We start from the raw sequence: 24,834 nt of genomic DNA, 5'->3' as shown, positions 1-24,834 counted from the left end.
GCCGCGACAACAGCGAGGAATCATCCCCTCCTCGCCGACAAGACGCCTTCGAAGTCTATTTCGGTCCCCGAATCTCAGACGAGCGTTCCTTCGCGGAAGCGCTCAATCACCGAGGCGCCCTCGACGCTGTCGGAATCACAAACTTCTTTCGCTGCAGCGCCGGCAGAATCGACATTGCGCAGTCTCTCGTCGATTCCGCGCACCGTGCTGGAATTCGGGTATCTGAGGTCGACCAGACCCAGATCGACGCGCTGCTTCTGCCCTCGCTGACGCCGCGCCTCTCGGCCGGAGGAGCTCAGGCGCAACCTCTATTTCTGTTGGCTCTCTTCTCCTGGCCCCCGAAGATCACAGCGCCGACGATCGGGCTCGTTCACGATGCCTATGTCGCAGCTGAGGCCAAGACATCTGTCCCGACGACGTCCACGGAATTGGTTTCCGAGTTGGTCGCTGATGGTCTGCTGGTCGTCGAATCCGGACAGGACGGAACGCTGACAGTTCCCGGTCTCATTCGCTCATTGATGCGACGCATCATCGGTCCCTGGGCTGGCGAGTTCCACAGAAGTCCTCATGAGGCATTCAGCATCGCCATCGACAACTCTTATGCGAGGGCGAAGGCGAGCGACGTGCCGGGATACGACGAGATCCTTGACCTCGTCGTCGAAATCGAAGACTGGGAACTCCTCGAGCAGATGTGGACGCGACGGTCCATCAATGTCTTCGACGACGTGGCCAACGCGGTCGACGCCTTTCTCTCAGTGCCCGCGTCCGTCATCACCGCAAAGCCGATTCTCGCATTGGCCAGGAGCGCTGCACGAAGGATCGATTCGATGCGCAGTCGTTTCGGAACCGAGGACAGCACACGCTTGGTGCCGGTGACAGATTTCGACAGCATTGTCGTACCGAGCCTCCACGGCATGCTGTCATCAGGTTATGAGACAGAACTCAGTGTGGATGAGATCGCTGCGCTCACCGCTGCGGAGGCACGTCTTCATCGCTCGAACGGTGACTACGGGACGGCACTGCGGACGATCGACTCGGGACGTGAAATGCTGCGCAGTCACCATGACGAGGGGGCCGGCCCGGCAGCCATGATGCAAGCTGGACTCAATCTTGAGCATGGCAAGAATTTGGTCTCAGCAGGTCGTTTCGCTGAGGCGCTGCGGGTCCTTCAGCGGGTCATTCAGTTCTCCGAAACCTATGCGCCGAACTCATGGCACCCGATGCTCGCAGGCTATCTGGAGACAGCGTTGGCCAACCTCGGCCACGGTCACGGCAAAGAGATGGGCCGCAATCTCACCCTTGCTCGGGACAAGGCGCAGATGTTCGGCATGGAGACACTGCCCGGTGAACACAAATGGCAATGCCTCGATGCGATGAGGAGCCTGGACCGACTCGATCTGTCTGCGGCCGGCACAGCTCTTGGGAAACTGAAGAACCTGGGGACTGCGCAAGGACTCGGATCGCTTCCCACGATCGCCGAGAGTCTCTATCGTGTCTACAGTGGCAGAGCCTCGATCGCAGCCAAAGAGCTGATCGACAATGTCGACACTAGGGATTCGCCGATGACGAGTTCGTCGAATTCCAGATTCTCCGGGATCGTGAATATCGCGAGCTTCGTGTTCCTCGCTGCGGGAGAGACGAAGCCGATCCAGGACCTGGCTGTTCAGATGACCCCGACTGATCCCGCGTACTCCTTGGTCAAAGCGCGTCAGAGCTTCGTCTTCGGGCAGCGTGAGCAGCTGTGGTCGCACACTGCTCGTGTCCTCAACAGCGCCGATGGCCCACGGCTCAAGGGCTGTGCTGCGGCACTTCGCGCTGCGTTCCTGCACCACGAAGGTCAAGAAGACGCCGCCGTGGACAGTTTCGGCCACGTTCTCGACTACTGCATCATCGGGTCAACACTGATGCCTATTGCGCAGATGTCGAAGTCTTCGAGGTCGGCGCTCATCGAGGCTACGGCCTCTCACACGGCCTGGTCGGATCTGGCTGAGACATTCGATGAGCCGAGCCATTCGGGCGTAGATCTGCAGCAACGACTTCTGGACCTTCCGGAAACGCTGCGCGTCTCCGTCGACCGTAATGTCGAACTGTCCTCCGCAGAGCTTTCGCTGCTTTTCGCCATCGATTCCCAGAAACCGGTCCCGCAGATCGCCCGCGAATTCGGGGTCGTCGCCGGGACGCTGAAGAATCGACTGTCCGCGCTGTATAAGAAGTTCGGTGTGCGCAGCCGTGCCGAAGTGCTCGAACACGCAAAGCGCAACGGGTACCTCTCATCGACAGAAATGCCCGGAGGAGGGCCTGCAACTTCGATCTGAGGCCTCCTGGTTCTGAGGCAGCTTCGTATGTAATGGGGCTTTCGTCGCCAGTGGTCGACAGTGAGAGTCGAGATCGCTGAGTGAGCCAGGATGCGCTGGGACGTGCCCGCATGCGCCGAGCAGACTGCACGGGTTGAGCTGGACGGGCAGACTGGGCGAGTTGAGCTGGACGAGCAGACTGCACGAGTTGAGCTGGACGGGCAGACTGGACGGGTTGGGCTGGGCTGGGGCTCAGAACGGTGGGGGATCGGTCTCAAGATCGTGATCCCAATTCACCTTCGGCTCATAACGGCAGTCCCACGGGTCGTCGGTACCGGAGCCTTCGGGCTCCGTCGTGTGCTGGTCTCGTGCGGTGGTATCGGCAGAGGACTCAGTGTCGGAGGGGCTGTGGGGATCGAAGTCGATGTCTTCGATGTCGAGTCCCCAAAGACGGCACCACTTCACGGCTTTGGCATACTTGCGGTTCCCCGTCAGCTGCTTTGTCGCTGAGGAATCAGCCCCGGCGGGCAGGCAGGGCTGGAAGGCAGAGTTCTCCCAATCGAGGCATTGTTCGAGCCTCAACTGCTGTCGCGCAACCCGCTTGGCCTCGAACGCCTCCGACAGGCGGCGCTGCTTGGCTTCGCACTCCTCGCGGAGGCGCTTCTTCTCGTCACGCTCGCGAATCGTCGACTCGCCGGGCATGAGCTCGAGCACCGTCGGGACGGTGGGGACCATCGATGAGGGCAGAGTCCACCACTCGAGACCCACGTGTGCCAAGGCCGCGAACTCGAGAACTTGCGCAACATTGATCGGCTGTTCGGGGGCCGACACAGTGGTCGAGATCCCATTCCTGAATTCGTAGTCGATCACACCGGATTTGGGCATAGTGACCCCATACCGTCCGGCGGTCTTCAGCGCATGGTGCTTCTTGCACAGCGGATGGAGATTCCCGAAGCGGGTGAGTCCGCCCTTGAGTGGTGCGAGGTGGAAGAACGGGTCGACATGGTCCATCTCTGACTTCTCAGCCCGGCGCGAGCAGCCAGGGACGGTGCACACCGTCCACTGCTCGATCAGGGTCTTGCGGAGGTCCTTCGGAACTGTATAAGTCGTGGCCTTCGCGTCAACGGGAGTGCCGGTGGCGGGATCGGTGAGGATCCGCTGGATGGTCTTCGATCGGCCGGCGATCGTGCGTGCTGCCTCGGCGGGAACCGGTGAACCGTCAGCGAAGGTGCCGGGCAGGTCCGAGTCACCGGTGAGGGTGAGGAACGGAACCGTCACGACCGTAGCTGCCTGGTTCGCCAGCCACGACTGGCTGGTGGGCATGCGCAGTCTGATCGAGTACTCGACCGGGCCGTGGTCGGCCTCTCCTCCGTCTTCGGGATCCGGCGCGAAGGCGGATCCGGCGGACTGGCTGCGTGCGGCGTCGTCGGCAGCTGCATTGTCGTTCCTTGGCGAGGCGCCGTCGGAGGCCGCCTCATCGTCGGGAGGCGCAATGGCGGCCTCATCGTCGGCGGTCGCAATGTCGGTATCGGGCGACTGTGCGGCGACATTCTTGGCATCGGGCGACTGTGCGGCGACATTCTTGGCATAATCGGCGAGGCCGTCTTCGGTGTCCAAGCCCGGAATGAGCTCTCCGTCGGCACCGAGCATCGGCGCTTCTTTGGCGGTCTGGATGCCGGTGACCGGGTCGACTGCGATGACCTTGACGCTCAGCTCGGGAACGGGGCGGACGAACAGGTCGTATTCGAGCTGGGAAACGGAGCGGTCGTCGTTGAGTTCGACCCCTGCGGGCAGATTGAACGCAGACTTGTTCTTCCCGTGAATCGCCAAGGCCATGGCCTGGACCCGGTTGTAACAGGAGAAGATCTCGGCCGACGGGCCACTGACGGTGAGACACGCGGAGCCGTCCTTATAGCCCTCGACGTCGATGCGACGGCGCTTCGTGGCGGTCTCGGTCGCATCGTTCGGAGGCACCAGGAGGGTGATCATCTTCGTCAGAGATCTGCGCAGGGAATCGCAGGTGACGTCGGCCTTCTTCGTAGCCAGAAAAGCATCGATCCGCGGCAGAAACTCGAACGCGACGTTCTGGCACTGCTGAGCAGCGACATCGACATGAGCACGCGTGAACTCGCCGGCGCGGACACGGTCGGCAAATTGGGGCAGCCCGTAGAGGATCGTCATGGCGCTGGACAGCTGGCGGTAGGTGCGCCCCGAATTGGTTCCCAACACCGTCGAGATCTCGACGAGGTCATCGGAGTCCACATTGTCGTAGACCCACTTCGAGAAGCAGACGCCGGAGTCGAGCTCAGGGAACTCCGGAAGCAGGTTCCGTGCACCCTCCTCGGCCTTCTTCTTCTGTTCACGAGCGAAGTCTTCGTCATAGAACACTGCCGCGTTCGCCGAAATCCCGGCACTGGACGGGACTCCGGCGCTGGACGGGGCGTCCAGGGCCGACTCACTGGGCTCGGCAGCAGACTTCTTGCCGACAGCCTGCGATTCGCTGACAGCCTGCGCCTCGGCTTCGGCTGCGTATGCGGACTCCTTCTCGCGGCGTTCGAAAGTTCCGGCGATCGTCTCGCAGCGGTACGGCTCGGGCCCCTCAGGGATGGGGAAGTCGAGGTTGATGAAGACCTGCTCGAGCACCACTGCAGATAACGACTCGAAGGTGGAGATATGGGCACGATCCGCGGCGGCGGACTCCACAGCGAAGCGACTCATGTTCGATTCGAAGCGGATGGTCAGCCGCGGAGACGACGGTGTCGTCTCATCCTCCTCGGCGTGTGCCGGGGTGGAGCGGTCGGTCGTGCCCTTCATTGCGTTTTCACCTGCCTCGGACCTCGTTGTCGGAGAAGTGGAGCTGATTTGAAAAGCTAGTAACACTATGATATTCAATCAAAGTGAAGATTACAATAGAAAACAGAGAAAGATTTCGAATAGTTCTCGATATCTAATGGTGTCTGATGGTGTCTGATTTCGTTGCACAGCAATCGTCGCATTCGGCACTGACACGAGAGCCTGAAGCAGCACGGGTGCCGAGGCAGACGCGAGAACCTGAGCCGGCGCGGCAGAGGCATGCACGAGGAACCCGAGCAGCACGGGTGCCGAGGCGTGCACGAGGACCTGAGGTGGCGCAGGGATCGAGACAGACGCCAGGCCCCCAGCCGACAAGAGAACCGGCACCGACACGAGAATCCGAACCAACACGAGAATCCGAACCAACACGAGATCCCAGTCGCACACGAGATCCCAGTCGCACACGAGAAATCGGAGGCGGCCGCCCCCGGCTGTGAACGGATCCAAAGGTTCGCAGAACATGCCATCGAAAGTGAGGGCAACCTCGGCGAGGGTGGGTTTTCCGGGTGAAACAGCTCACTTCATCGGTTATGCTGATCGGGTTGCCGGATGCGACCCATGAGGTCGACACTCGCCCCCATGCGAGCCGTATCCGCACAGCGCGCGGTCGCGGCGCCCCTCACCTGGGGTTCGTCGGACGGGCCGCGCAGGCGTCACCGCACCATCCTTCACTGGTGACCAGTTCTTCGTTCCGACCGCCGTCGGCGCGCCCATTCGGGTTCAAGCCGACGCCTCTGCGGGTCTTGGTGCCCCGCGGGTCCCTGCGGCCGGGCGATCACTGCCGACGGCGACCGGCGACACGGTCACCGGAACGCCGTCGCATCAACCACGAGGATCAACTATGACGACCACCGCTCACAAATCCGCCGATTCCGGCCGAAACGCGCAGACTCCGATCACCGACGCGGAGATCTTCGAGGCACACGAAGGCGGCAAACTCTCCGCAGAGCTCACGAGCCCGCTCGAGACCCAGCGCGACCTCTCGATCGCCTACACGCCCGGTGTGGCCAAGGTCTGCACCGCGATCAAGGACGAGCCGCAGCTGGCTCGCACGCACACCTGGACCGGTCGCCTCGTCGCCGTGATCTCCGACGGATCGGCCGTGCTCGGCCTCGGTGACATCGGTGCGGCAGCCTCGCTGCCGGTGATGGAGGGCAAGTGCGCCCTGTTCAAGTCCTTCTCCGGGCTCAACGCGATCCCGGTCGTCCTCGACACCAACGACACCGACGAGATCGTCGAAACCATCGTCCGCATGGCCCCGACCTTCGGCGCGATCAACCTCGAGGACATCTCTGCGCCCCGCTGCTTCGAGATCGAGGATCGGGTCAAGGAAGCCCTCGACATTCCCGTCATGCACGATGACCAGCACGGCACCGCCGTCGTCGTCCTCGCCGCGCTGACGAACGCTCTGCGCGTGGTGAAGAAGTCCTTCGAATCCGTCCGCGTCGTCGTCTCCGGAGCCGGTGCTGCCGGTGTGGCCGTGGTGAAGATCCTCGCCGACGCCGGGGTCAACGACATCGTCGTTCTCGATTCCAAGGGAGTCGTCGAATCCGGCCGATCCGACCTGTCCGAGACCAAGCAGTTCCTCGCCGAGTCGACGAACCCGCGCGGAATCTCCGGCGGGATCGGCGAAGCCCTCGACGGCGCCGATGCCTTCATCGGCGTGTCCGGCGGCACCATCGACGAAGCGCACCTGGCGAACCTGGCCGACGATGCGATCATCTTCGCCTTGTCGAACCCCAACCCCGAGGTGGTCCCCGACGTCGCCTCCAAGTACGCCACCGTCGTGGCCACCGGGCGCAGCGACTTCCCGAACCAGATCAACAACGTCCTCGCGTTCCCCGGGATCTTCCGCGGAGCACTCGACGCCGATGCCGACGAGATCACTGATGACATGAAGCTCGTCGCCGCTCGTGCCATCGCCGATCTCGTCGGTGACGAACTCGAGCCCGGCTACATCGTGCCCGGGGCGCTCGATTCGCGTGTCGCTCCGGCCGTCGCCGAGGCGGTCGAGAAGTCCGCACTCGAGGCGATGACCAAGCGCTGACGCCTGGTCAGGTTGGGACCGACCGCCACCGAGGCGGCCGAATCGTTCCAGCGATAAGGGCCTGATCGGTCCATCGAAAGGGGCGGGCGAGGAAGTCGAAACTTCCTCGCCCGCCCTTATTCGTGCACTCTGGGGGAGTGGGGCGCGGGTTCCCGGTCCGCTCGATTCGCTGTCGAGGTGACCGGTCCTCTGCTTCTTGGTGGGGAGGCTTCTTGGTGGGGAGTGCCTATTGCGCTGGAGCCTGCGTCTATTGCTGAGGACCCTGCTTTACTGCTGCGGAGGCTGCTGGCCGTTCTTCCATTGCTGAGCGGCAGACCGGGCAGATTGAGCCGCAGACCGAACGGACTGGCCGATCGACTGGCCGGAGCCACCGGAATCGTCCGAACCACCTGAATCGCCGGACCCGTCCGAGCTCGGCGGATTGGTCGGCTGTGGGGGAACGCTGGCCTGCTCGGAGCGGTGGCTCGTGGTGTACCGGCTCTCGGGCGCCGCGAACGTCGCTCCGTCCTCGGCCGCGTTGGCGGCGAACAGAGCGTTGCGGATCTCCTGACCCATCTCGCCCAGTCCGCCCGGGTTCGAAGGCATGAACAGCACGTTCGAGCGTCCCTCCTGAGCGACATTCTGCATCGTGTCGAAGTACTGCGTCATCATCAGCAGCTGCTCGGCCGTCTTGTCGATGCCCACCTCCTGCAGCTTCGCGTACTGCTCGGCGATACCGGTCGCGATCGCCTTGCGCTGAGCAGCGACACCCTCACCGTGGAGGCGCATCGCCTCGGACTCCGCCTGAGCCTGCGTGACGCGCTTGATCTTGTCTGCCTCGGCCAGTGACTGTGCGGCCACCCGGTCGCGCTGTGCGGCGTTGATCGAGTTCATCGAATCGCGCACCTTCGGGTCAGGGGTGATGTCCGTGACCAGGGTGCTCACGATCTTGAACCCGTAGCGCTTCATCGACTCAGACAGCCGACGCTCGACGTTCTCTGCGATATCGTCCTTCGACTCGAACGCCGTGTCCAGGGTCAGACCGGACAGCGCCGAACGGACGGTGTCGAAGACATAGGAGCGGATCTGCTCCTCCGAGTTCGCCAGACGGTAGTACGCGTCAGCGACATTGTCCTCTTCGACGACGTACTGGACGGCGACGGGAACCGTGACGAAGACGTTGTCCTTCGTCTTCGACTCGATGTTGACCTCGAGTTGCTGGACGCGCAGCGAGATCGGCCGACTCGTCGTCTCGACGAACGGCACCTTCGTATTCAGTCCCGGCTTCGCCACCTTCTTGAACTTGCCGAACCGCTCGACGATGACGTTCTCCTGCGTCTTCACCGTGAAGAACATGCTGGTGCGCAGCTTGCCGAACAGCAGAACGGCGATGACGAGGATGACGATGATTATGGCGAATGTGGCCACCAATCCAGTCATGGGTGCTCCAATGCGTCGTAGATGTCGGCCGCAGCACGACCGTTGGTGACTACCAGCCTAGTAGCCGAAACGACTCCCGCATACGCCGCGGCCATAATGACAAGGAACGATGCGCGCGCGGCCCGGGCATCTCGGCATCGACGAACCTCTCACCACACATCTGATGTCAGACGTATAATGGAGACTCAGCACGGAACGACCAGCAGAAGGTGATCATGGCGGAGCCGATGGAGACCGGGCGGAAGGTGACGACCTCCGACAGGATCAAGGATCTCATCCTCTCAGACGGACTGCGCCCCGGAGACCTCCTGCCCACCGAAGGCGAACTGTGCAGCCGCCTCGGCGTCTCCCGTTCGAACGTCCGAGAAGCCATCCGCAAACTCTCGACCCTCGACATCGTCGACGTCCGCCACGGACACGGCACCTACGTCGGCGAGATGACCCTCGACGCGCTCGTCGAAGCCCTCGTCTTCCGCGGAGTGCTCAGCCCCGGAGACGATCTCGACGCTCTGCGCGACGTCGTCGAAGTGCGCAAGGCCCTCGATCACGGAATGTCCGAACAGATCGTCGACGCCATGGCCGGAAGCTCGAACCCCGACCTCAGCGCACTCGTCGACGAAATGGTGTCCATGGCTGCGGAGGGACGGACCTTCCCCCAGCAGGACCGCGCCTTCCACACCGGACTGCTGGCTCACCTGGGCAACTCTCTCGTCGGCCAGCTGGTCGCGGCGTTCTGGGACGTGCACACCGCGGTGCTGCCGAAGCTCAACGTCGCCGTGGCCTCTGATCTGGAGCAGACGGCGAAGGCGCACGGACTCATGCTCGAGGCGGCTGAATCCGGTGATGCGGCGGCGTTCCGCGACGCGATCACAGCTCACTACGAGCCGATCATGCGTGCCCTCGAGAAGAAATGATTGACTGAACCCATATCCGCCTCAACGACGTGCCGGGGCAGTGCCGAAGGAGAACTGATGGAAGTTGTCATCGCCGATGAACACACGCTGGCGGAACTCGCCGCAGACGCGGTCGAGCGGCTGCTGCGCACCGAGGCCGCGCCGGTCATCGGGCTGGCAACAGGTTCGAGTCCGCTGCGCATCTACGATGAGCTGACCCGCCGCCACGAGCAGGACGGACTCTCATTCGCCCGCGCGCAAGCGTTCATGCTCGACGAATACGTCGGCATCGCCGACGACCACCCGGAACGCTATCGCAACGTCATCGACACCGAGATCGCCACGCGCGTCGACTTCGCCGAGGGGGCCGTCCACGGACCCGACGGATCGGCCGAAGACCTGGCGGCCGCCTCGGCGGACTATGAGCGGATGATCGCCGAGGCCGGCGGCATCGACCTGCAGATCCTCGGGATCGGCAGCGACGGACACGTCGCCTTCAACGAACCCGGCTCCTCACTGTCCTCGCGCACCCGCGTGAAGTCGCTGACGAACCAGACCCGGGTGGACAATGCGCGGTTCTTCGACGGCGACGTCGACCAGGTGCCGAAGCTGTGCCTGACGCAGGGGATGGGCACGATCATGGAGGCGCGTCACCTCGTGCTCATCGCCACCGGCGGCAACAAGGCCGAGGCCGTGCATCAGATGGTCGAAGGGCCGATTTCGGCGATGTGGCCGGCAACGGTGCTGCAGATGCACCCGCACGTGACCGTGCTGCTCGACGATGCGGCGGCTTCCAGGCTGCAGCTCGCGGACTACTACCGGCACGCGTTCGAGTCCAAGCCGGGCTGGCAGGACCTGTGATCCGGTAGGACTCTGAGCGTTCATCCTTCGACGGCGTCGGCGAACCACGAGGAGATCGTCGCCGGGTGGGTGATCGCAGTGCCCACGACCACGGCGTCCGCCCCGGCTTCCCGAGCGGCGGCGGCGTGCGCCGGAGTGTGGATGCGCCCCTCGGCGACGAGCAGAGCCGGCAGCCCGGCAGCTCGGATGTCGCTGATGAGTTCGAGATCGGGCCCGTCGACCTTCGGCCGTTCGCCGGTGTACCCGGCCAAGGTCGTGCCGATGATGTCAGCCCCGGCACCGACCGCTGCCCGAGCGTCGGCCAGACTACCGCAGTCGGCCATGACCAGGGCGTTCGTCTGCTCGTGGAGACGTTGGACCGTCTCGGCCAGGCTCAGCCCGTCGGGCCGATCCCGCCGCGTTCCGTCGAGGGCGACGATATGTGATCCGGCCAGAGCCACCGCATAGGCGTGCTCGAAGGTCGGAGTGATGACGACGCCGTCCTTGCCGTCCTTCCACAGCCCGATGATCGGGACTTCGACGGCCGAGCGGGTCGCCTGGATATCGCCGAGTCCCTGCACGCGCACGGCCGCCGCTCCTCCGATGACCGCCGAGGCTGCCACCTGCGACATCGTGTTCGGATCGCGCATGGGCTCGCCAGGATAGGCCTGCGCGGAGACGATGAGCCGCCCGCGCAGCGCCTCGAGGATTTCGGTCTTCGACAGCATCAGTGTGTCTCCTTCTTCCGGCCGGGCTCATCGTCCCACAGGCTGGCGGCGCCGATGAGTGCGGCGTCCTGCCCCAATTCTGCCTTCACCAGCGGAGCTCCGGCGGTGGCGGGGATGAGTTCCGCGGCGAAGGCCGCGCGAAGGGGCGTCCACCAGGTTTCGTCCATCTCGGCGAGTCCGCCGCCGATGACGATGACCTCGGGGGAGAGGATGTTCGCGATCCCGCCGAGGGCCGATCCGAGGGCACGCGCCCCCATGTCGAAGGAACGAACGGCCAGAGGATCCCCCGCCGAGGCGGCCGCCGCCAGTTCCCGTGTGTTCGCCGGGACCGGCGCTGGGTTCGATTCCGGGGCCGGCGCCGAGGTGGGGGAGTCGTCCCTGCCTATCAGACGCTGATAGGTGGCGAGGATGGCCGGACCCGAGGCGATGGCTTCGACATGGCCGGTGCCGCCGCACGGGCAGTCCAGCCCGGCCGCGGCCGCTGAGGGCACATGCCCGATGTGTCCGGCCGCCGAATTCCGGCCCGTGAGCAGGCGTCCGTCCGCGATGAAACCGCCGCCGATGCCGGTGCCCGCCGCGACGAGCAGGGAACTTCGAGTGCCGCGCGACGCCCCGGCGAAGGACTCGCCGAGAGCATGCGCATGCACATCGTTGACGGCGCGCACGTGAAGGCCGGTGCGGGCAGAGAGCTCGGAGACCAGGTCTGTTCCGGCCCATCCAGTCAGCGAATCCGTCGCCGAGACGACGACGCCGGTCGCAGGGTCGATGACCCCGGCCGCACCGACGCCGATCCTCCATGCAGAATCAGCGCCACCCGAACCCGACGTCTCCGCGATGACGGTGGCGGCCACCTCGGCGATGGTGTCGAGAACCGCCTGGGCACCTGCGGTCGCGGGCGTCGGCACGCTGCGCACATGCGCTAGACGCCCGTCGATGACGGAACCGGCACGGATCTTCGTGCCTCCGACATCGACGGCGACAGCAGCAGTCAGGGTCACAGCAGTCCTGCGGCGGCGACGATCTCGCGGACGCGCTCGGTCTCGGCGGCATTGAGAGCCTCCATCGGCTCGGCCATCCGGTTCGAGTCGATGACGCCCATGAGCTGCAGGGCGGTCTTGAACCCGCCGAGTCCGGCGGCTCCGGCGGACACGCGCCCCGGGGTGGCAGCCCCGGTGATGTCGAACAGGCGGGCCATACGGTCCTGCTCGCTCGCTGCGGTCGCCCAGTCGCCGGCCTTCGCCGCCTCGTAGATGCGCACATATCCGGTGGGGTCGACGTTGCCGAGCCCGGGGACGATGCCCGCCGCGCCGCCGAGCATCGCTCCGTCGGTGACCACCTCGTGGCCGGTGAACACGGCGAAGTCGGGCAAGTGCTTCGTCGCCAGCAGCAGACGGCGGAAGCCGACGTCGTCACCGGAGGAGTCCTTGACTCCGGCGAGCACACCCTCCTCGGCGAGGCGGACGAGGACGTCGAGCGGCAGCTTCATATGCGTGCGCACGGGCACGTCATAGGCGAAGAGGGGGACGCTGATATGGGCGGCGACGGTGCGCAGGTGGCGCTCCACCTCGGCGGCGTCGGACAGGGCATAGAACGGCGTGGTCACCACGGCCGCGTCACCGCCGATGGCCAGCAGACGGTCGGCCTCTTCGAGAACCCGGGTCGTCGTCTGTTCGCTGATGCCCACGAGCACGGGCACCCGACCGGCGGCGGCCTCAATCGCGGTCTCGAGAACGAGATCGCGTTCGGCATTCGTCAGATACGGGACTTCGCCGGAGGACCCGAGCACGAAGATGCCGTGCACGCCGCCGGTGACGAGGTGGTCGACGAGGGCGGCGATGCCGGCCCGGTCGATCTCGCCGGAATCCGTGCGCGGGGTCAGCAGCGGGGGGATGATTCCGTGGAAGTCAGTCATGGTCGTGTCCTTACTTGTCGTTCTTGTGTTCCGTCGCCGAGGCGAAGGCCTCGACGGGGTCGGTGGGCTGAGTCGGGACTCGGCGGGTATAGCTGGCGCGCTTGCCGTAGATGGTCAGCGGCAGCACATCGTGGTCGCTGCGACCGCGCCGCATCGCACCGGTGACCAGCGAGATGAGGTAGCCGAAGACCATGGCGCCGATGAACGCGACGGTCGAGACCATGAACGGCGTGAGCCCCGCCTGCTCCTGGACGACCCAGGCCAGTGCGGCACCGAGCAGCAGTCCTGCGAGCACGCCCGAGGTGTTCGCCCGCTTCGTGAAGATGCCGAGGGCGAAGACTCCGGCCAGCGGGACGCCGAAGAGTCCGGTGATGGCCAGGAACAGGTCCCAGGTCTGGGCCTGATCGGTGGCCGAGAGGTAGAGCGCGACGCCGACGGACAGGGCGCCGACGATGACGATGACGGCGCGGGAGAAGCCGACTCCGGTGCGGGGGCTGCCGTCCTTGGGCGGGAAGAAGCGGTCGCGGATGTCGACGGTCACGCAGGCCGAGATCGAGTTGAGGCTCGAGGAGATCGTCGACTGTGCGGCGGCGAAGATCGCGGCGATGAGCAGGCCCGAAATGCCGGCCGGCAGCGCGGTGACCGCGAAGTACGGCACCAGCGCCGAGGTGTTGAACCCGTCCGGCAGCGCCTCCGAATGCTGGTAGAAGCTGTAGAGGACGGTGCCGATCCCGTAGAACAGGGGGATCGTCAGCAGGGCGAGGAAGCCGTTGACGATGAGCGAACGGGCAGTCGACTTGGGTGAATCAGTGGTCTGGTAGCGCTGCACGACGTCCTGGCTGGCCGTGTACTGATGCAGGTTGTTGAAGACCGAACCGAGGAAGACGATCGGGATGGCCGCAGCCGCTCCGCCGAACTTCCAGTTGTCGGCGGAGATGAACTTGTCATCGGCGGCGGCGTCGGAGACGACGGTGGCCAGGCCTCCGTCGAGTGCCAAGATCCCGAAGACGAGGATGACGGCGGCTCCGACGAGGAGGATGATGCCCTGGACGACATCGGACCAGATGACGCCCTCGATGCCGCCGAGGAAGGTGTAGACGACCGAGAACACGCCGACGGCTCCGGCGACGAGCGCCGGGTTGATGTCGGTGACCGAGCTGATGGCCAGGGTCGGCAGGTAGATGACGATGGCGACACGGCCGATGTGGAAGAGGACGAAGAGGACTGAGCCGAGCACGCGGATGCTCGGGCCGAAGCGCTCCTCGAGGTACTCATAGGCCGTGGTGACCTCGAGTTTGCGGAAGAAGGGGATGTAGAAGATCACGAGCAGCGGGACGATCGCGAAGATCGCGATATTGCCGGCCGCATACGACCAGTCGGTGAGGAAGGCCTGCTCGGGCGTCGACATGTAGGTGATCGCCGACAGCGTCGTCGCGTAGATCGAGAAGCCGGCCGCCCAGGCCGGGATCCGCCCACTGGCCTTGAAGAACTCCTCTGTTCCTCCGCTGGCTCGCTTGGTGAACCAGACCCCGATGCCCAGGGTGGCCAAGAGGTAGATGATGATCACGGCCCAGTTGAGGCCGCCGAGTCCCGGAGCGTCCATGCTCCCTCCTGAAAATTCGTAGGGGACCGGAAGCGTGCGGTCCCGACTGATACATAAGACGTATGATGTCCTATGTTGCGAATCTACGGGAATGTGCCGTGCGGCACAACCCGGGTGAGGTGCTTCATTGAACTGCTCCTCGGCATCCTGTACGTTCGTTCAGGACCAGAGAATTCCGCTGACTCAAGGGAGATCGCGTGCCCGATCCGCTTCCGCTCACAGGAACTACCGTGATCTCGCTGGCGGGCAACCTGCCCGGCCCGCTGGCCGCGGCACGACTGGCGGCACTCGGGGCGCATGTGATCAAGGTCGAACCGCCGTCGGGAGATGCTCTGGAGGCTGGTGTCCCCGCCTACTATGTGGAGCTGACCGCCGGGCAGGAGATCCTCACGCTCGACCTGAAGGATCCTGATGAGTTCGGGCGGTTGAGAGAGCTCGCCGCCGAGGCGGACATCCTGCTCACAGCCATGCGACCAAAGGCCGCTGCCGCACTCGGCCTGCCCGACCTCGTCGACGAGCATGGACTCGTCCACGTCGAGATCGTCGGCTTCGCCGGTGACCGTGCCGACGTCCCCGGCCACGACCTCACCTATCAGGCCGCGCACGCCACGCTGGTGCCCGGACACATGCCGACGGTTCCCGTCGCCGACGTGCTCGGCGGTGAGCATGCCGCACTCGAGGCGCTGGCCGGACTGCATCAGCGGGATGTGCGCAGGGGCGCAGGTTCCACAGTCGGCGGGACAGACAGCGGAATCGTCCGGCGGGTCGTCCTCGACGAGGCGGCCGCATGGGCGGCAGGGCCGGCGCGGCACGGTCTGAGCTCACCGGGCGGCCACCTCGGCGGGGGGACTCCTTTCTATCGCACCTACGCCACACGGGATGGGCACGTCGCCGTCGCCTGCCTTGAGCCGCACTTCGCCAAGGCGCTCGCCGCGAACCTCGGGGCCGATCACGACACACTCGAACGCGCCTTCGCCGCCGAGCCCACCGCCCGCTGGCAGGCCTTCGCCGTAGAGCACGATCTGCCGATCGAGGCGATCGTCGACAACTGAATAGTTGAGCACATCCATCGAGCAGTGAGTCCGCCCAGCAGGATGTATCCGATCAGGGCAAGGGATTCCGGGTGTGAGCTCTCTGAGTGCTCGCTGATGTGTTGAGCAATATGTGTCGAATAATGACGAAGCTGCGTCATTATTCGTCCCACGCCGATAGCTTGGGATCATCAACCGCATCTGACAGTACGGAGGGTGAGATCCATGAGCATCGACACCGACAAGGGCATCGACACCACGAAGAACATCGACGTCGACCGACTCAACGAACTCTCGGAGAAGAACAAGGCCAACCCCGAGGTCGGCCACAAGAAGATCTCCGTGAAGTCCGTGACCGAATCCGGGTTCCGCAACCTCAACTTCGCACGCGACCACAAACCGTTCCTCATCTCCGAACCGCACCCCCTCCTCGGCGATGACCAGGCACCGAACCCGACCGAATACGCCCTCGGCGCACTGGGATCGTGCATCAACGTCGGCATCCAGGCCATCGCAAGCCACCGCGGAGTGACGCTGACGAAGATCGAGATCGAACTCGAAGGCGATATCGACATCTCCGCCGTCTGGGGCGTCGGCGACCTCGACCCGGAGAAGGAACTCGGCATCACCACGGTGCGGGCGAACATCTCGCTCGACGGCGACGCCGACGACGCCACACTGCAGAAGATCAGCGACGATGCCGTCAAATGGTCACCGGTGGCCAACACCTTCATCCGCCCCGTCGCCCTCGAAACCTCGACCAGCACCGGGTCGAACTCCTGACCATGAGTCTTGACGCCATCAGCCGACCGACCGATGCGCTGACCACCACCGCCGTGCCCGCCGAACTGCTCGAGACGATCGCCGAGGCAGCCCCCGCCCTCGATCGCGGAGACCGGCAGGTCGCAGAATTCCTCCCCGAACTGGGCCGAGCCGGACTCCTCGACCTCGGAGTGGCCGGCAGCGACGGGCAGACGGCGAACGGCACCCTGCTCGACCAGGCCTCGGTCATCGAGGCCATCGCCCGGCACTCGCTGAGCCTCGCCTTCGCCCTCTGGGGACAGAGGATGGCCATCGACTACCTGGCGACCACCGGCGGCAGCTTCGCCGACCGCCACCTCGACCGGCTGCGTCGCGGTGAGACCATCGGCGTGTCCGGGATGGCACCGGCATTCAAGGCCTCAGCCGGAGCTGGAGAACTCGGGCTCGAACTCGGTACAGGGGAGTCGGGAGGCGGCGCTGGATCTCTGGCGCTGCGCGGAAAGCTCGAATGGGCCTCGAACCTGTACCCCGATGCCGTCATCGTCTCCGCGGCGTATGGTTCGGCCGACTCTCGTTCGGCCGACCCCACTGCTGCTGCCCCTCAGACAGGTCCGAAGTCGATCGTCGCCTTCTCCCTGTCCGAGGCCGGCGTGAGCGTCGGCCCGGAACTCGACCTGCTCGCGCTCAAGGGCACCGCGTCGACCTCGGTGAGCGTTGAGATCACCGACTACGACCGTGAACAGATCATCGGTGAGGACTTCGCCGGGCTTCTCGCCCGCTGGCGCCCCGTCGCCGCCGTCCTCCAATCGAGTTTCTGCCTCGGACTCGCCGCGTCGGCACATTCCGGCGCCGAGGCGGGGCTGCACGGCATCAACGGCGTCTTCACAGACGACGTCGAGGGGGAAGGCCGAGCTCTCGTGGAAGCCAAGAGCCGCCTCGTCGACATCATCCACCGCATCGGCACCGCCGATCGCCCCGACCCGCGCGAAGTCCTGTCCCTGCGCCTCGAGGCCGGACGGCTGGCCACGGCAACCTCGGCACTCGAGATCCGCACCGCCGGCGGCCGCGGATACGCCGTCGGCTCGCACGCGAACCGACGCTTCAGGGAAGCGACGTTCATCCCCGTCCAGTCGCCCTCGGAATCCCAGCTGCGGTGGGAGCTCGACCGTCTGGGATGACCCGGTCGGAGCGGAACGGAATCGATCAATACGTATGGACACGTTCTTGAGAACGGTGGAGGCGGCCGCCTCGGCGCTCTCACGACGTCGGCTGCTGGGACTCGGCGCCTCCGCCGGCGCTGCGGCACTGCTCAGCGCCTGCTCACCCGTGCAGACGGGAACGGCGGGCACCGCCTCGGCGGACTTCAGTCCCTCACTCACAGCTCCGGCCGGTCTCGAGAAGCGCACGATGACGATCGGGTACGTGCCGATCACCTGCGGCACCCCGATCGTCACGGCCGCTGCCCTCGGCGTGTACGAGAAATACGGGCTCGAGGTGACGCTGCGCCGCTACACCGGCTGGGCGGAGCTGTGGATCGCATTCGTCGCCGGCGAACTCGATGCCACGCAGATGCTCGCACCGATGCCGCTGGCCATCCACCACAACTTCGCCTCGGGCCGACGCGATCTGCGGCTGCCGTTCGTGACGAACACGAACGGCAACGGAATCACCGTCTCCCGGTCGCTGCTGGGCAAGGTCAAAGGACCGGAGGACTTCGCAGGTCTGCGCGTCGGTCTGCCCTTCGACTATTCGGTGCACAGCCTGCTCACGCGTGACTACCTCGCCTCCGGGAGACTCGACCCGGAGCAGGACGTCGACCTGCGGATCATGCGCCCGGCGGATATGGTCACCGCCCTGGCCGTGGGCGAACTCGACGCCTTCTGCCTGCCCGACCAATTCAACCAGCGGGCCGTCGCTGAGGGGGCCGGATTCATCCACCTGCTGACGAAGGACCTGTGGCCGGGCCACCCCTGCTGCAGCTTCGCCGTCGCCGAGGACTTCGCCGCGGCGAACCCGAACAGCTATACCGCACTGCTGCGCGCCCTCGGGGACGTCTCACTGTGGATCGACGAACCGGCGCACCGGGCCGAGACCGCCGAACTCATGACCGCAGGTTCGGCGCTCGGAATGCCGCAGCCCGTGCTCGAGGCCGTGCTGACCGGGAAGTTCCCCGACGGCACGGGCAAGAAGCGCTCGGTGCCCGACCGGATCGGATTCCAGCCCTACCCGCACGAATCCTTCGGCGTGTGGATGCTCGATGCGATGCAACGTCACAACCTGACCGGCGACGCCAAGTTCACGCAGGCGGGGGACTATGCGGACGCGGTGAACTCCGTGTTCGACTCGCATGCCGCGGCAGATGTCCTCGGCAGCCTCGGCGGGGACACCGCCGAGCACACGAATGAGACCGTCCTCGGCCGCACCTTCGACCCACGCCACCCGAAGAAGTGGAGCATCTGAGACCATGAGCGCTGAGCTGAAGCGGAGCACCGACCAGGGAACGAACACCGAACCGAAGCGATCGACCTCCCGACCCGAAGATGCCGGCGTGAAGGGGGCGGCGCCTGGGACCAGGCGCCTCTTCGGGTTGGCGAAGACGATCGGTCTGTTCCTCATCGTCGCGGCGGTCTTCGTCCTCGTCTGGCAGCTGCTCACCGCGGGTTATGACGACGGCGGACTCGCTCCGACACCGGCCGCGAGCTGGCACCGCCTCATCGAGGTCGTCTCCACCGCGTTCGTATTCCGGCCCCCGAATGACGTCGGCATCGTCTTCCACCTCATCGCCTCGCTGCGACGGGTGCTCATCGGCTTCGGTCTCGCCGCGCTCATCGCGATCCCGTTCGGACTCGTGCTCGGCAGCAGCCGCACCCTCGAATCGGCCCTCGACCCGATCGTGCAGGTGCTGCGTCCCGTCTCCCCGCTGGCCTGGCTGCCCATCGGGTTGGCGATCCTGCGGGATTCCGAAGCCACCGCCGTATTCGTGATCTTCATGGCCTCGCTGTGGATCATCCTCATCAACACCATCGACGGCGTCCACCGGATCGATCCCGCCTACCTCGACCTCGCCCGCACCCTGGAGACGACTCCGCTGCGACGGATCCTGCGGATCACGCTGCCTGCCACCGTCCCCGCGATCGTCACCGGACTGCGCACCTCACTGTCGACCGCGTGGCTGGTCATCATCGCCGCTGAGATGATCGTCGGCAGCCGCGGCATGGGTACCTTCGTGTGGAACGAATGGAATGCGATGAACATCGACTCGATCGTCGTCGCCATCCTCATCATCGGCCTCGTCGGCTTCCTCCTCGACCGCGCCGTCGCCCAACTCCACCGACTGGTGCCCGCCGCATGAGCCCGACCGACGCGAGATCCCCACAAAGAGAAGGCCCGAGATGAACCCGACAGACTCGACGGCGACCGAAACGAAGACCCAGGCCCTCGCCGAGGCGGCGCACACCGAATCCGCCGAGGTGACTCACTCAGACCCCGCCGAGGCGGCCGCCGGCCTGCGCATCGAGCGCATCGGCAAGGCCTTCCGTCGGCCTAAGGGCGGGACTCAGCAGATCCTCGCCGATGTGTCCTTCGAGGTCGGTGCCGGTGAGTTCGTCGCCATCATCGGCCCCTCCGGTTCGGGGAAGTCGACGCTGCTGCGCATCCTCGCCGGGCTTGAGAGACCCGAACACGGTCAGGTCTCATTGGCCGGTGAGCCGATCCGCGAGCCGAGCAGGCATCTGGGCATGGTGTTCCAGCAGCACGTGCTGCTGCCGTGGCTGAGTGCGAAGGGCAATGTGCTCTTCGCTCTCGAAGCCGCGGGCACCGGGACGAGCACAGCGGACGAGCGGGAGGCGCTCGCCGACGAATGGCTCGATCGGGTCGGACTGAGCCCGGCCGCTGATCTGCGACCCCACCAGCTTTCTGGAGGAATGGCGCAGCGGGTCGGCATCGCCCGCGCATTCGCCCTGAACTCCGAGGTGCTTCTGCTCGATGAGCCCCTGGGCGCCCTCGACGCGCTGACGAGGTATTCGCTGCAGCAGCAGCTGCTGGCGTTGTCGGAGCGGGAGAAGCGCACGTTCGTCCTCGTCACCCACGACGTCGATGAAGCGCTGCTGCTGGCCGATCGCATCCTCGTGCTCTCCCATGGGCCGGCCGCGACCATCCAATCCGAACTCGACGTGCCCTTCGCCCGACCCCGCGACCGTGAGGACATCGAGGCAGACCCGGCGTTCCTCGACCTGCGCCGCGAACTCCACCACGCACTCTCGGCCGAGAGCTGAGGGGCGAACCGCCTCGGCGAGGAACCTCTGCCTGTGCGCCCCCTCAAGACCGGGCTCGCGCGCGTGTGACAAGATTGAAGGCGTGTCGAAAGTACTTGAGATCCTGACCCCGGACGGCCTGCCGCCGTTGGTCGAGAAGCCCGGAGTCTCCTTCATCATGCCGGTCCTCAACGAGGCCGAGCACATCGAACAGGCGATCACCACGATCCTCGCCCAGGACTACGACGGGGACAAGGAGATCGTCCTCGCCCTCGGTCCCTCGAGCGATGATACGAACGCCATCATCGAGTCGATGGCCGCGAGCGACTCCCGGATCCAGACGGTCGACAATCCGCAGGCCGCGACCCCGATCGGCCTCAACCTCGCGATCGCCGCAACCCGACATCCGGTGATCATCCGCGTCGACGCGCACTCCGGCCTCAACCCCGAATACACACAGCAGGCCATCGACACCCTGCGCGAGACCAAGGCCGCGAACTGCGGCGGTCTCATGCTCGCCCGCGGCAAGACCTCGTTCCAGAAGGCCGTTGCCCGTGCCTATATGTCCCCCGTCGGCCTCGGCGGCCCCGCCTACCACTCCGGTGACGAAGCCCAGGAGGCGGAGTCCGCCTACCTCGGCGTCTATCGGCGCGAGGTCTTCGACGCCCTCGGCGGGTTCGACGAAGGCATCAAACGCGGTCAGGACTGGGAACTCAACCTGCGCATCCGCACCTCCGGCGGTCGCATCTGGTTCAACCCGGATATGGAAGTCACCTACTGGCCGCGCGGCACCTGGTCGAAGATCGCCCAGCAGTTCTGGGCCACCGGAATCTGGCGGGCCGAACTCATCCGCCGCTACGGCTCGAAGAACTCCCTCCGCTACTTCGCCCCACCGCTGCTCGTGATCGGCATGAGCGCAGCCGTGATCGAGACGCTGCTCCAGCTGTCCGGGACGACGAAGAGATGGCCGAAGTTCCTCCGCCGCTTCACCTCCCTCATCCACGTGCCCAGCTTCGGCTATATCGCGGGGATCCTGGCCACCGCCTCGGCGGCGAAGGACTGCGGACGCCGGGAGAGATTCTGGTTCGGTATCGTCCTGCCGACCATGCACCTGTGCTGGGGTGCCGGGTTCCTCCGCGGGCTCGTCACCGGGGCCGGAACGACGAAGGACAGCAGCCGATGAGCAAGAAGAAACGCCGGTTGGATAAGGATCGCTACGGTCGCAGCTTCACCGATCCGCTGCCCTCGGTCGACCCCGAATCGAACGAACGGGTCCCCGTGCCCGAGCGTCCCACACCGAAGAAATTCAACGCACCCCTGTGGGCCGGAGCCATCGTCCTGGTCCTCGTCGTGGTCGTGTTCGCGTTCAACATGTTCGGGTCCAAGGACCGACTCACCGTCGAGTCGCTCAACCCGCCGGCCGTGGGTGCCCTCGACGGCGGATCCTCGGTGTACCCGGCGAACTCGAAGCTCGCCTTCACCGAGAACGTGAAGTTCGGCTATCTGCCCGCCCCCACGCTGACCGCACTGGGCGACGGCACGATCGTCGCCGCGAACCCGGAGACGGCAGCCGAGGACATGGGGCTGAAGAAGGACCTCGACGAGCTCGACGCCGAGGAATTCCTCGACCAGACCATCGCCCCCGCCGGCAAGGACACGAGCCCCGGCGAACCCCTCACCTGGGACCAGATCGTCGACGAGTTCGGCGGAGACACCGTGTTCATGCCCGCCATCGATTCCACCGAGGTGGCCGCCCCTGCGCTGAAGACCATCACCGAGGCGGGGCTTGAGGACTCGACCATCGTGCGCACCGACGACGCCGAGGTGGCCCGGGCCGCCGCCGATGCCGGCGTCGGCGCCATGTTCACCGGTGATGTGACGGCGACCGGGAACGAGTCGCTGTCCAGTGACGGGTACACGGCCGTGGCCGTCGAGGCGGGTGCGGCCGAGAAATGGACCGGAGTCGACCTCGATGTGTGGGCAACCGGGGTCAAGGACGAGAAGCAGCTCGATCAGCTGGCCGATGCCGGTGTCATCGGTGCGCTGAGTGAGAACCCGTACAAGGTCCTGCCGTCCGAAGTGAAGACCGACTGACCGTGATGCCGGGGCGGGACAACTGCCTCGGCGAAATTTGACGACCCTGACAACGAAGGAGACGCTATGACCCAGCCCATCGGCAACCCATCGCATATCGGCAATCTGGATGCCAGCCAGCTCGGCCCGCAGCCGACCTACCTGCCCGATGACCACCCTGACGTCGACGCTCGCAAGCGCATCGATGCAGGTGAAGAACCCATCGACGTCGCCGCCGCACTGCCGGCCTCGTCCTTGGCGTGGGCGGAACTGGCCGATGAAGCGCACCAGGAGGGCCGCCTCGTCGACGCCTATGCCTACGCCCGCGTCGGCTACCACCGAGGACTCGACGCCCTGCGCGCCGCCGGATGGCGCGGAGCCGGCCCGATCCCGTACTCGCACGAAGTCAACCGCGGATTCCTCCGCGCCCTCTACGCGCTCGGCCGCGCCGCCGGAGCGATCGGCGAAGGCGAAGAGGCCGCACGCATCGAAGAGTTCCTGCACGCCTCTGACCCGACGGCAGTGGAGGCCATCGGCCGCGGGGAGTAGGCCGCCTTACTCCCGTCGGACACATCGGCCCCGGGGTGCGTGAGCAAACGCACCACGGGGGCCGATTGTGCTTGTCGGCGAGGCGGCGTAGAACTATATGAATGGGTAATACTTCCGAGACGGTCATGACAGCCGAACAGCGCAAGATCCTTGCAGTGATGCTCGTCCCGATGTTCATGTCGCTTCTGAGCGTGTCGATCGTCAACGTCATCCTCCCCGATATGCAGCGGTCGATCGGCGCCTCGAACTCCGCGATCCAGTGGGTGCTCTCGGGCTATACGCTCGCCTTCGGCGTGCTCCTCGTCGCCGCGGGGCGAGCCGGCGACCTCTTCGGCCGCGGCCGGCTCTTCGTCATCGGCGTGGCCGTCTTCGCCCTCGGGTCGCTCATCTCAGGCCTGTCCCCAGACCCCCTCGTACTCAACATCGCCCGCGTCGTCATGGGGCTGGGCTCCGGCCTGCTCAGCCCGCAGGGCGTCGGAATGCTCCAGCAGTACTTCCACGGCGAGGTGCGCGGTCGCGCCTTCGGGATGTTCGGCACGATCGTCGGCGTCTCCGTGGGCATCGGTCCCGTCCTCGGCGGTGGACTCATCGCGGTGCTCGGCGACGAGTGGGGATGGCGTTCGGCCTTCCTCATCAACGTGCCGATCGCCCTGGCCGCAATCATCCTGGGCCGGTTCTGGCTGCCGAAGAGCGCCTGGGTCGGTGCCGGCTCCGAGTCCGTCAACTCGTCGGACGGCCGGACTCGCGCCGACTTCGACCCGGTCGGACTCGTTCTGCTCGCCGTGGGCACGCTCCTGGTCATGCTGCCCTTCCTCGAACGCAGCGCAGGAGCCTGGATCTACGCCCTCGTCCCGATCGGTGTCGCCATCGTCTGGCTGTGGGTGCGGTGGGAGAACCGATACTCCCGCCGAGGCGGGTCGCCGATGGTCGACATGCAGCTGTTCAGGACACGCAGCTTCGCCTACGGGGCATCGCTGACGTCGATGTATTTCGTCGGCATGCCCGGAATCTGGGTGATCGTGGCGCTCTACCTGCAGAACGGCCTCGGCTTCCCCGCCCTCCACGCAGGACTCGTCGGTCTGCCCTCGGCGCTGCTCTCGGCCATCGCCGCACAGGCGGCCGGCCGCGTCGTGCTCACCTTCGGGCGGAAGATGGTCGTCCTCGGGGTGGCAATCGGTCTCACGGGGGTCGTCGCCTCGGCGCTCCTCGTGCTGGCGCATGAGTCCTGGGGGATCAGCATCTGGTGGCTGCTCCTCACGCTCGGGATCACCGGCCTCGGGCAGGGCATGGCGATCAGCCCGAATCAGACCCTGACCCTGGCCGAGGTTCCCGTCGAATACGCGGGAAGCTCCGGCGGCGTGATGCAGACCGGTCAGCGAGTGGGCACGGCCATCGGCATCGCGATCGTCACCGCCGTGTTCTTCGTCGTCCAGCCGATCGCCGGATACGGTGCGGCCATCATCGCAGGCTTCGGATTCATCGCACTCGTCATCGTCTTCGCCGGCATCATCGGTCTGGTCGATCTTGCGCGCGGTCGAGCCAAGGACCGACGGGAAGCTCAGCCGGTCAGGAGCTGA

Annotated in this window: 21 protein-coding genes; 14 read left to right on the top strand and 7 right to left on the bottom strand. The window is 65.6% G+C overall.

Annotated elements, in window-relative coordinates; all coding sequences use genetic code 11:
- Positions 1-74: 74 nt before the first annotated feature.
- On the bottom strand, positions 75-305 hold the full coding sequence (locus tag EB835_RS10535) for a hypothetical protein (protein WP_135809422.1): 231 nt from the start codon (positions 303-305) through the stop codon (positions 75-77).
- Between the two features lie 12 nt (positions 306-317).
- On the opposite strand from EB835_RS10535, the gene EB835_RS10530 reads away from it, so the two are divergent.
- Positions 318-2,315: a helix-turn-helix transcriptional regulator gene (locus EB835_RS10530; RefSeq protein WP_135809421.1), complete on the top strand. Its 1,998-nt coding sequence runs from the start codon at positions 318-320 to the stop codon at positions 2,313-2,315.
- Between the two features lie 231 nt (positions 2,316-2,546).
- Here the strand turns inward: EB835_RS10530 and EB835_RS10525 are convergent, their stop codons facing one another.
- Complete coding sequence (locus EB835_RS10525; protein WP_135809420.1) at positions 2,547-5,108, bottom strand: HNH endonuclease signature motif containing protein; 2,562 nt, start codon at positions 5,106-5,108, stop codon at positions 2,547-2,549.
- 880 nt (positions 5,109-5,988) lie between these two features.
- Here EB835_RS10525 and EB835_RS10520 point away from each other — a divergent pair.
- Entirely contained in the window at positions 5,989-7,194 is a 1,206-nt protein-coding gene (locus tag EB835_RS10520; RefSeq protein WP_135809419.1) for an NAD(P)-dependent malic enzyme, read from the top strand.
- Positions 7,195-7,461: 267 nt separating this feature from the next.
- Here EB835_RS10520 and EB835_RS10515 read toward each other — a convergent pair whose 3' ends face one another.
- A complete protein-coding gene (locus EB835_RS10515; RefSeq protein WP_240688672.1) occupies positions 7,462-8,613 on the bottom strand; it encodes an SPFH domain-containing protein in 1,152 nt (383 codons plus the stop codon).
- A 215-nt stretch (positions 8,614-8,828) separates the two neighbouring features.
- On the opposite strand from EB835_RS10515, the gene EB835_RS10510 reads away from it, so the two are divergent.
- Entirely contained in the window at positions 8,829-9,527 is a 699-nt protein-coding gene (locus tag EB835_RS10510; RefSeq protein ID WP_240688671.1) for a FadR/GntR family transcriptional regulator, read from the top strand.
- A 57-nt stretch (positions 9,528-9,584) separates the two neighbouring features.
- The gene (nagB, locus tag EB835_RS10505) at positions 9,585-10,367 is read left to right on the top strand and encodes a glucosamine-6-phosphate deaminase (RefSeq protein ID WP_135809418.1); all 783 of its coding nucleotides are present in this window, start codon (positions 9,585-9,587) and stop codon (positions 10,365-10,367) included.
- A 20-nt stretch (positions 10,368-10,387) separates the two neighbouring features.
- Here the strand turns inward: nagB and EB835_RS10500 are convergent, their stop codons facing one another.
- Genes EB835_RS10500 through EB835_RS10485 form a run of 4 tightly spaced genes read right to left on the bottom strand, consistent with a single transcriptional unit; the run spans position 10,388 to position 14,589 of the window.
- Positions 10,388-11,074, bottom strand: coding sequence for an N-acetylmannosamine-6-phosphate 2-epimerase (locus tag EB835_RS10500; RefSeq protein ID WP_135809417.1), 687 nt, complete (start codon positions 11,072-11,074; stop codon positions 10,388-10,390).
- Positions 11,074-12,072, bottom strand: coding sequence for an ROK family protein (locus EB835_RS10495; protein WP_240688670.1), 999 nt, complete (start codon positions 12,070-12,072; stop codon positions 11,074-11,076). The genes EB835_RS10500 and EB835_RS10495 overlap by 1 nt, the downstream gene beginning before the upstream one ends.
- Positions 12,069-12,986 (bottom strand): dihydrodipicolinate synthase family protein, encoded by a 918-nt coding sequence (locus EB835_RS10490; protein WP_135809416.1) that lies wholly within the window; start codon positions 12,984-12,986, stop codon positions 12,069-12,071. The genes EB835_RS10495 and EB835_RS10490 overlap by 4 nt, the downstream gene beginning before the upstream one ends.
- Positions 12,987-12,996: 10 nt before the next feature.
- Positions 12,997-14,589, bottom strand: coding sequence for a sodium:solute symporter family protein (locus tag EB835_RS10485; RefSeq protein ID WP_135809415.1), 1,593 nt, complete (start codon positions 14,587-14,589; stop codon positions 12,997-12,999).
- A 197-nt stretch (positions 14,590-14,786) separates the two neighbouring features.
- Here EB835_RS10485 and EB835_RS10480 point away from each other — a divergent pair, with 197 nt between their 5' ends.
- From EB835_RS10480 to EB835_RS10435, 10 genes are all read left to right on the top strand, one after another.
- A complete protein-coding gene (locus tag EB835_RS10480) occupies positions 14,787-15,641 on the top strand; it encodes a CoA transferase (RefSeq protein ID WP_205749915.1) in 855 nt (284 codons plus the stop codon).
- 204 nt (positions 15,642-15,845) lie between these two features.
- Positions 15,846-16,403, top strand: coding sequence for an OsmC family protein (locus tag EB835_RS10475; protein WP_135809414.1), 558 nt, complete (start codon positions 15,846-15,848; stop codon positions 16,401-16,403).
- Positions 16,404-16,405: 2 nt separating this feature from the next.
- The gene (locus tag EB835_RS10470) at positions 16,406-17,560 is read left to right on the top strand and encodes an acyl-CoA dehydrogenase family protein (RefSeq protein WP_135809413.1); all 1,155 of its coding nucleotides are present in this window, start codon (positions 16,406-16,408) and stop codon (positions 17,558-17,560) included.
- A gap of 55 nt (positions 17,561-17,615) precedes the next feature.
- Positions 17,616-18,842 carry a CmpA/NrtA family ABC transporter substrate-binding protein gene (locus tag EB835_RS10465; protein ID WP_240688679.1) on the top strand — a complete coding sequence of 409 codons (1,227 nt, stop codon included), beginning with the start codon at positions 17,616-17,618 and terminating at the stop codon, positions 18,840-18,842.
- A 4-nt stretch (positions 18,843-18,846) separates the two neighbouring features.
- Positions 18,847-19,734 carry an ABC transporter permease gene (locus EB835_RS10460; protein ID WP_135809411.1) on the top strand — a complete coding sequence of 296 codons (888 nt, stop codon included), beginning with the start codon at positions 18,847-18,849 and terminating at the stop codon, positions 19,732-19,734.
- 40 nt (positions 19,735-19,774) lie between these two features.
- On the top strand, positions 19,775-20,656 hold the full coding sequence (locus EB835_RS10455; RefSeq protein WP_135809410.1) for an ABC transporter ATP-binding protein: 882 nt from the start codon (positions 19,775-19,777) through the stop codon (positions 20,654-20,656).
- An 82-nt stretch (positions 20,657-20,738) separates the two neighbouring features.
- A complete protein-coding gene (locus EB835_RS10450) occupies positions 20,739-21,818 on the top strand; it encodes a glycosyltransferase family 2 protein (protein WP_135809409.1) in 1,080 nt (359 codons plus the stop codon).
- A complete protein-coding gene (locus tag EB835_RS10445; protein ID WP_135809408.1) occupies positions 21,815-22,729 on the top strand; it encodes a hypothetical protein in 915 nt (304 codons plus the stop codon). Before EB835_RS10450 ends, EB835_RS10445 begins: the two co-directional genes overlap by 4 nt.
- A 66-nt stretch (positions 22,730-22,795) precedes the next feature.
- Complete coding sequence (locus tag EB835_RS10440) at positions 22,796-23,257, top strand: DUF3151 domain-containing protein (protein ID WP_135809407.1); 462 nt, start codon at positions 22,796-22,798, stop codon at positions 23,255-23,257.
- A gap of 101 nt (positions 23,258-23,358) precedes the next feature.
- Positions 23,359-24,834, top strand: coding sequence for an MFS transporter (locus EB835_RS10435; RefSeq protein WP_168216700.1), 1,476 nt, complete (start codon positions 23,359-23,361; stop codon positions 24,832-24,834).

Origin of the sequence: Brevibacterium sp. S22 (assembly GCF_004745485.1) — a bacterium.
In the GTDB taxonomy this organism is placed as follows: domain Bacteria; phylum Actinomycetota; class Actinomycetes; order Actinomycetales; family Brevibacteriaceae; genus Brevibacterium.
This window is presented reverse-complemented; position numbering and strand designations above follow the sequence as displayed.

Excerpts from the sequence above, each read along its gene's own strand:
- EB835_RS10525 (WP_135809420.1), bottom strand. The coding sequence starts at position 5,108 with ATGAAGGGCACGACCGACCGCTCCACCCCGGCACACGCCGAGGAGGAT.
- EB835_RS10520 (WP_135809419.1), top strand. The coding sequence starts at position 5,989 with ATGACGACCACCGCTCACAAATCCGCCGATTCCGGCCGAAACGCGCAG.
- EB835_RS10515 (WP_240688672.1), bottom strand. The coding sequence starts at position 8,613 with ATGACTGGATTGGTGGCCACATTCGCCATAATCATCGTCATCCTCGTC.
- EB835_RS10510 (WP_240688671.1), top strand. The coding sequence starts at position 8,829 with ATGGCGGAGCCGATGGAGACCGGGCGGAAGGTGACGACCTCCGACAGG.
- nagB (WP_135809418.1), top strand. The coding sequence starts at position 9,585 with ATGGAAGTTGTCATCGCCGATGAACACACGCTGGCGGAACTCGCCGCA.
- EB835_RS10500 (WP_135809417.1), bottom strand. The coding sequence starts at position 11,074 with ATGCTGTCGAAGACCGAAATCCTCGAGGCGCTGCGCGGGCGGCTCATC.
- EB835_RS10490 (WP_135809416.1), bottom strand. The coding sequence starts at position 12,986 with ATGACTGACTTCCACGGAATCATCCCCCCGCTGCTGACCCCGCGCACG.
- EB835_RS10485 (WP_135809415.1), bottom strand. The coding sequence starts at position 14,589 with ATGGACGCTCCGGGACTCGGCGGCCTCAACTGGGCCGTGATCATCATC.
- EB835_RS10475 (WP_135809414.1), top strand. The coding sequence starts at position 15,846 with ATGAGCATCGACACCGACAAGGGCATCGACACCACGAAGAACATCGAC.
- EB835_RS10470 (WP_135809413.1), top strand. The coding sequence starts at position 16,406 with ATGAGTCTTGACGCCATCAGCCGACCGACCGATGCGCTGACCACCACC.
- EB835_RS10460 (WP_135809411.1), top strand. The coding sequence starts at position 18,847 with ATGAGCGCTGAGCTGAAGCGGAGCACCGACCAGGGAACGAACACCGAA.
- EB835_RS10455 (WP_135809410.1), top strand. The coding sequence starts at position 19,775 with ATGAACCCGACAGACTCGACGGCGACCGAAACGAAGACCCAGGCCCTC.
- EB835_RS10445 (WP_135809408.1), top strand. The coding sequence starts at position 21,815 with ATGAGCAAGAAGAAACGCCGGTTGGATAAGGATCGCTACGGTCGCAGC.
- EB835_RS10440 (WP_135809407.1), top strand. The coding sequence starts at position 22,796 with ATGACCCAGCCCATCGGCAACCCATCGCATATCGGCAATCTGGATGCC.
- EB835_RS10435 (WP_168216700.1), top strand. The coding sequence starts at position 23,359 with ATGGGTAATACTTCCGAGACGGTCATGACAGCCGAACAGCGCAAGATC.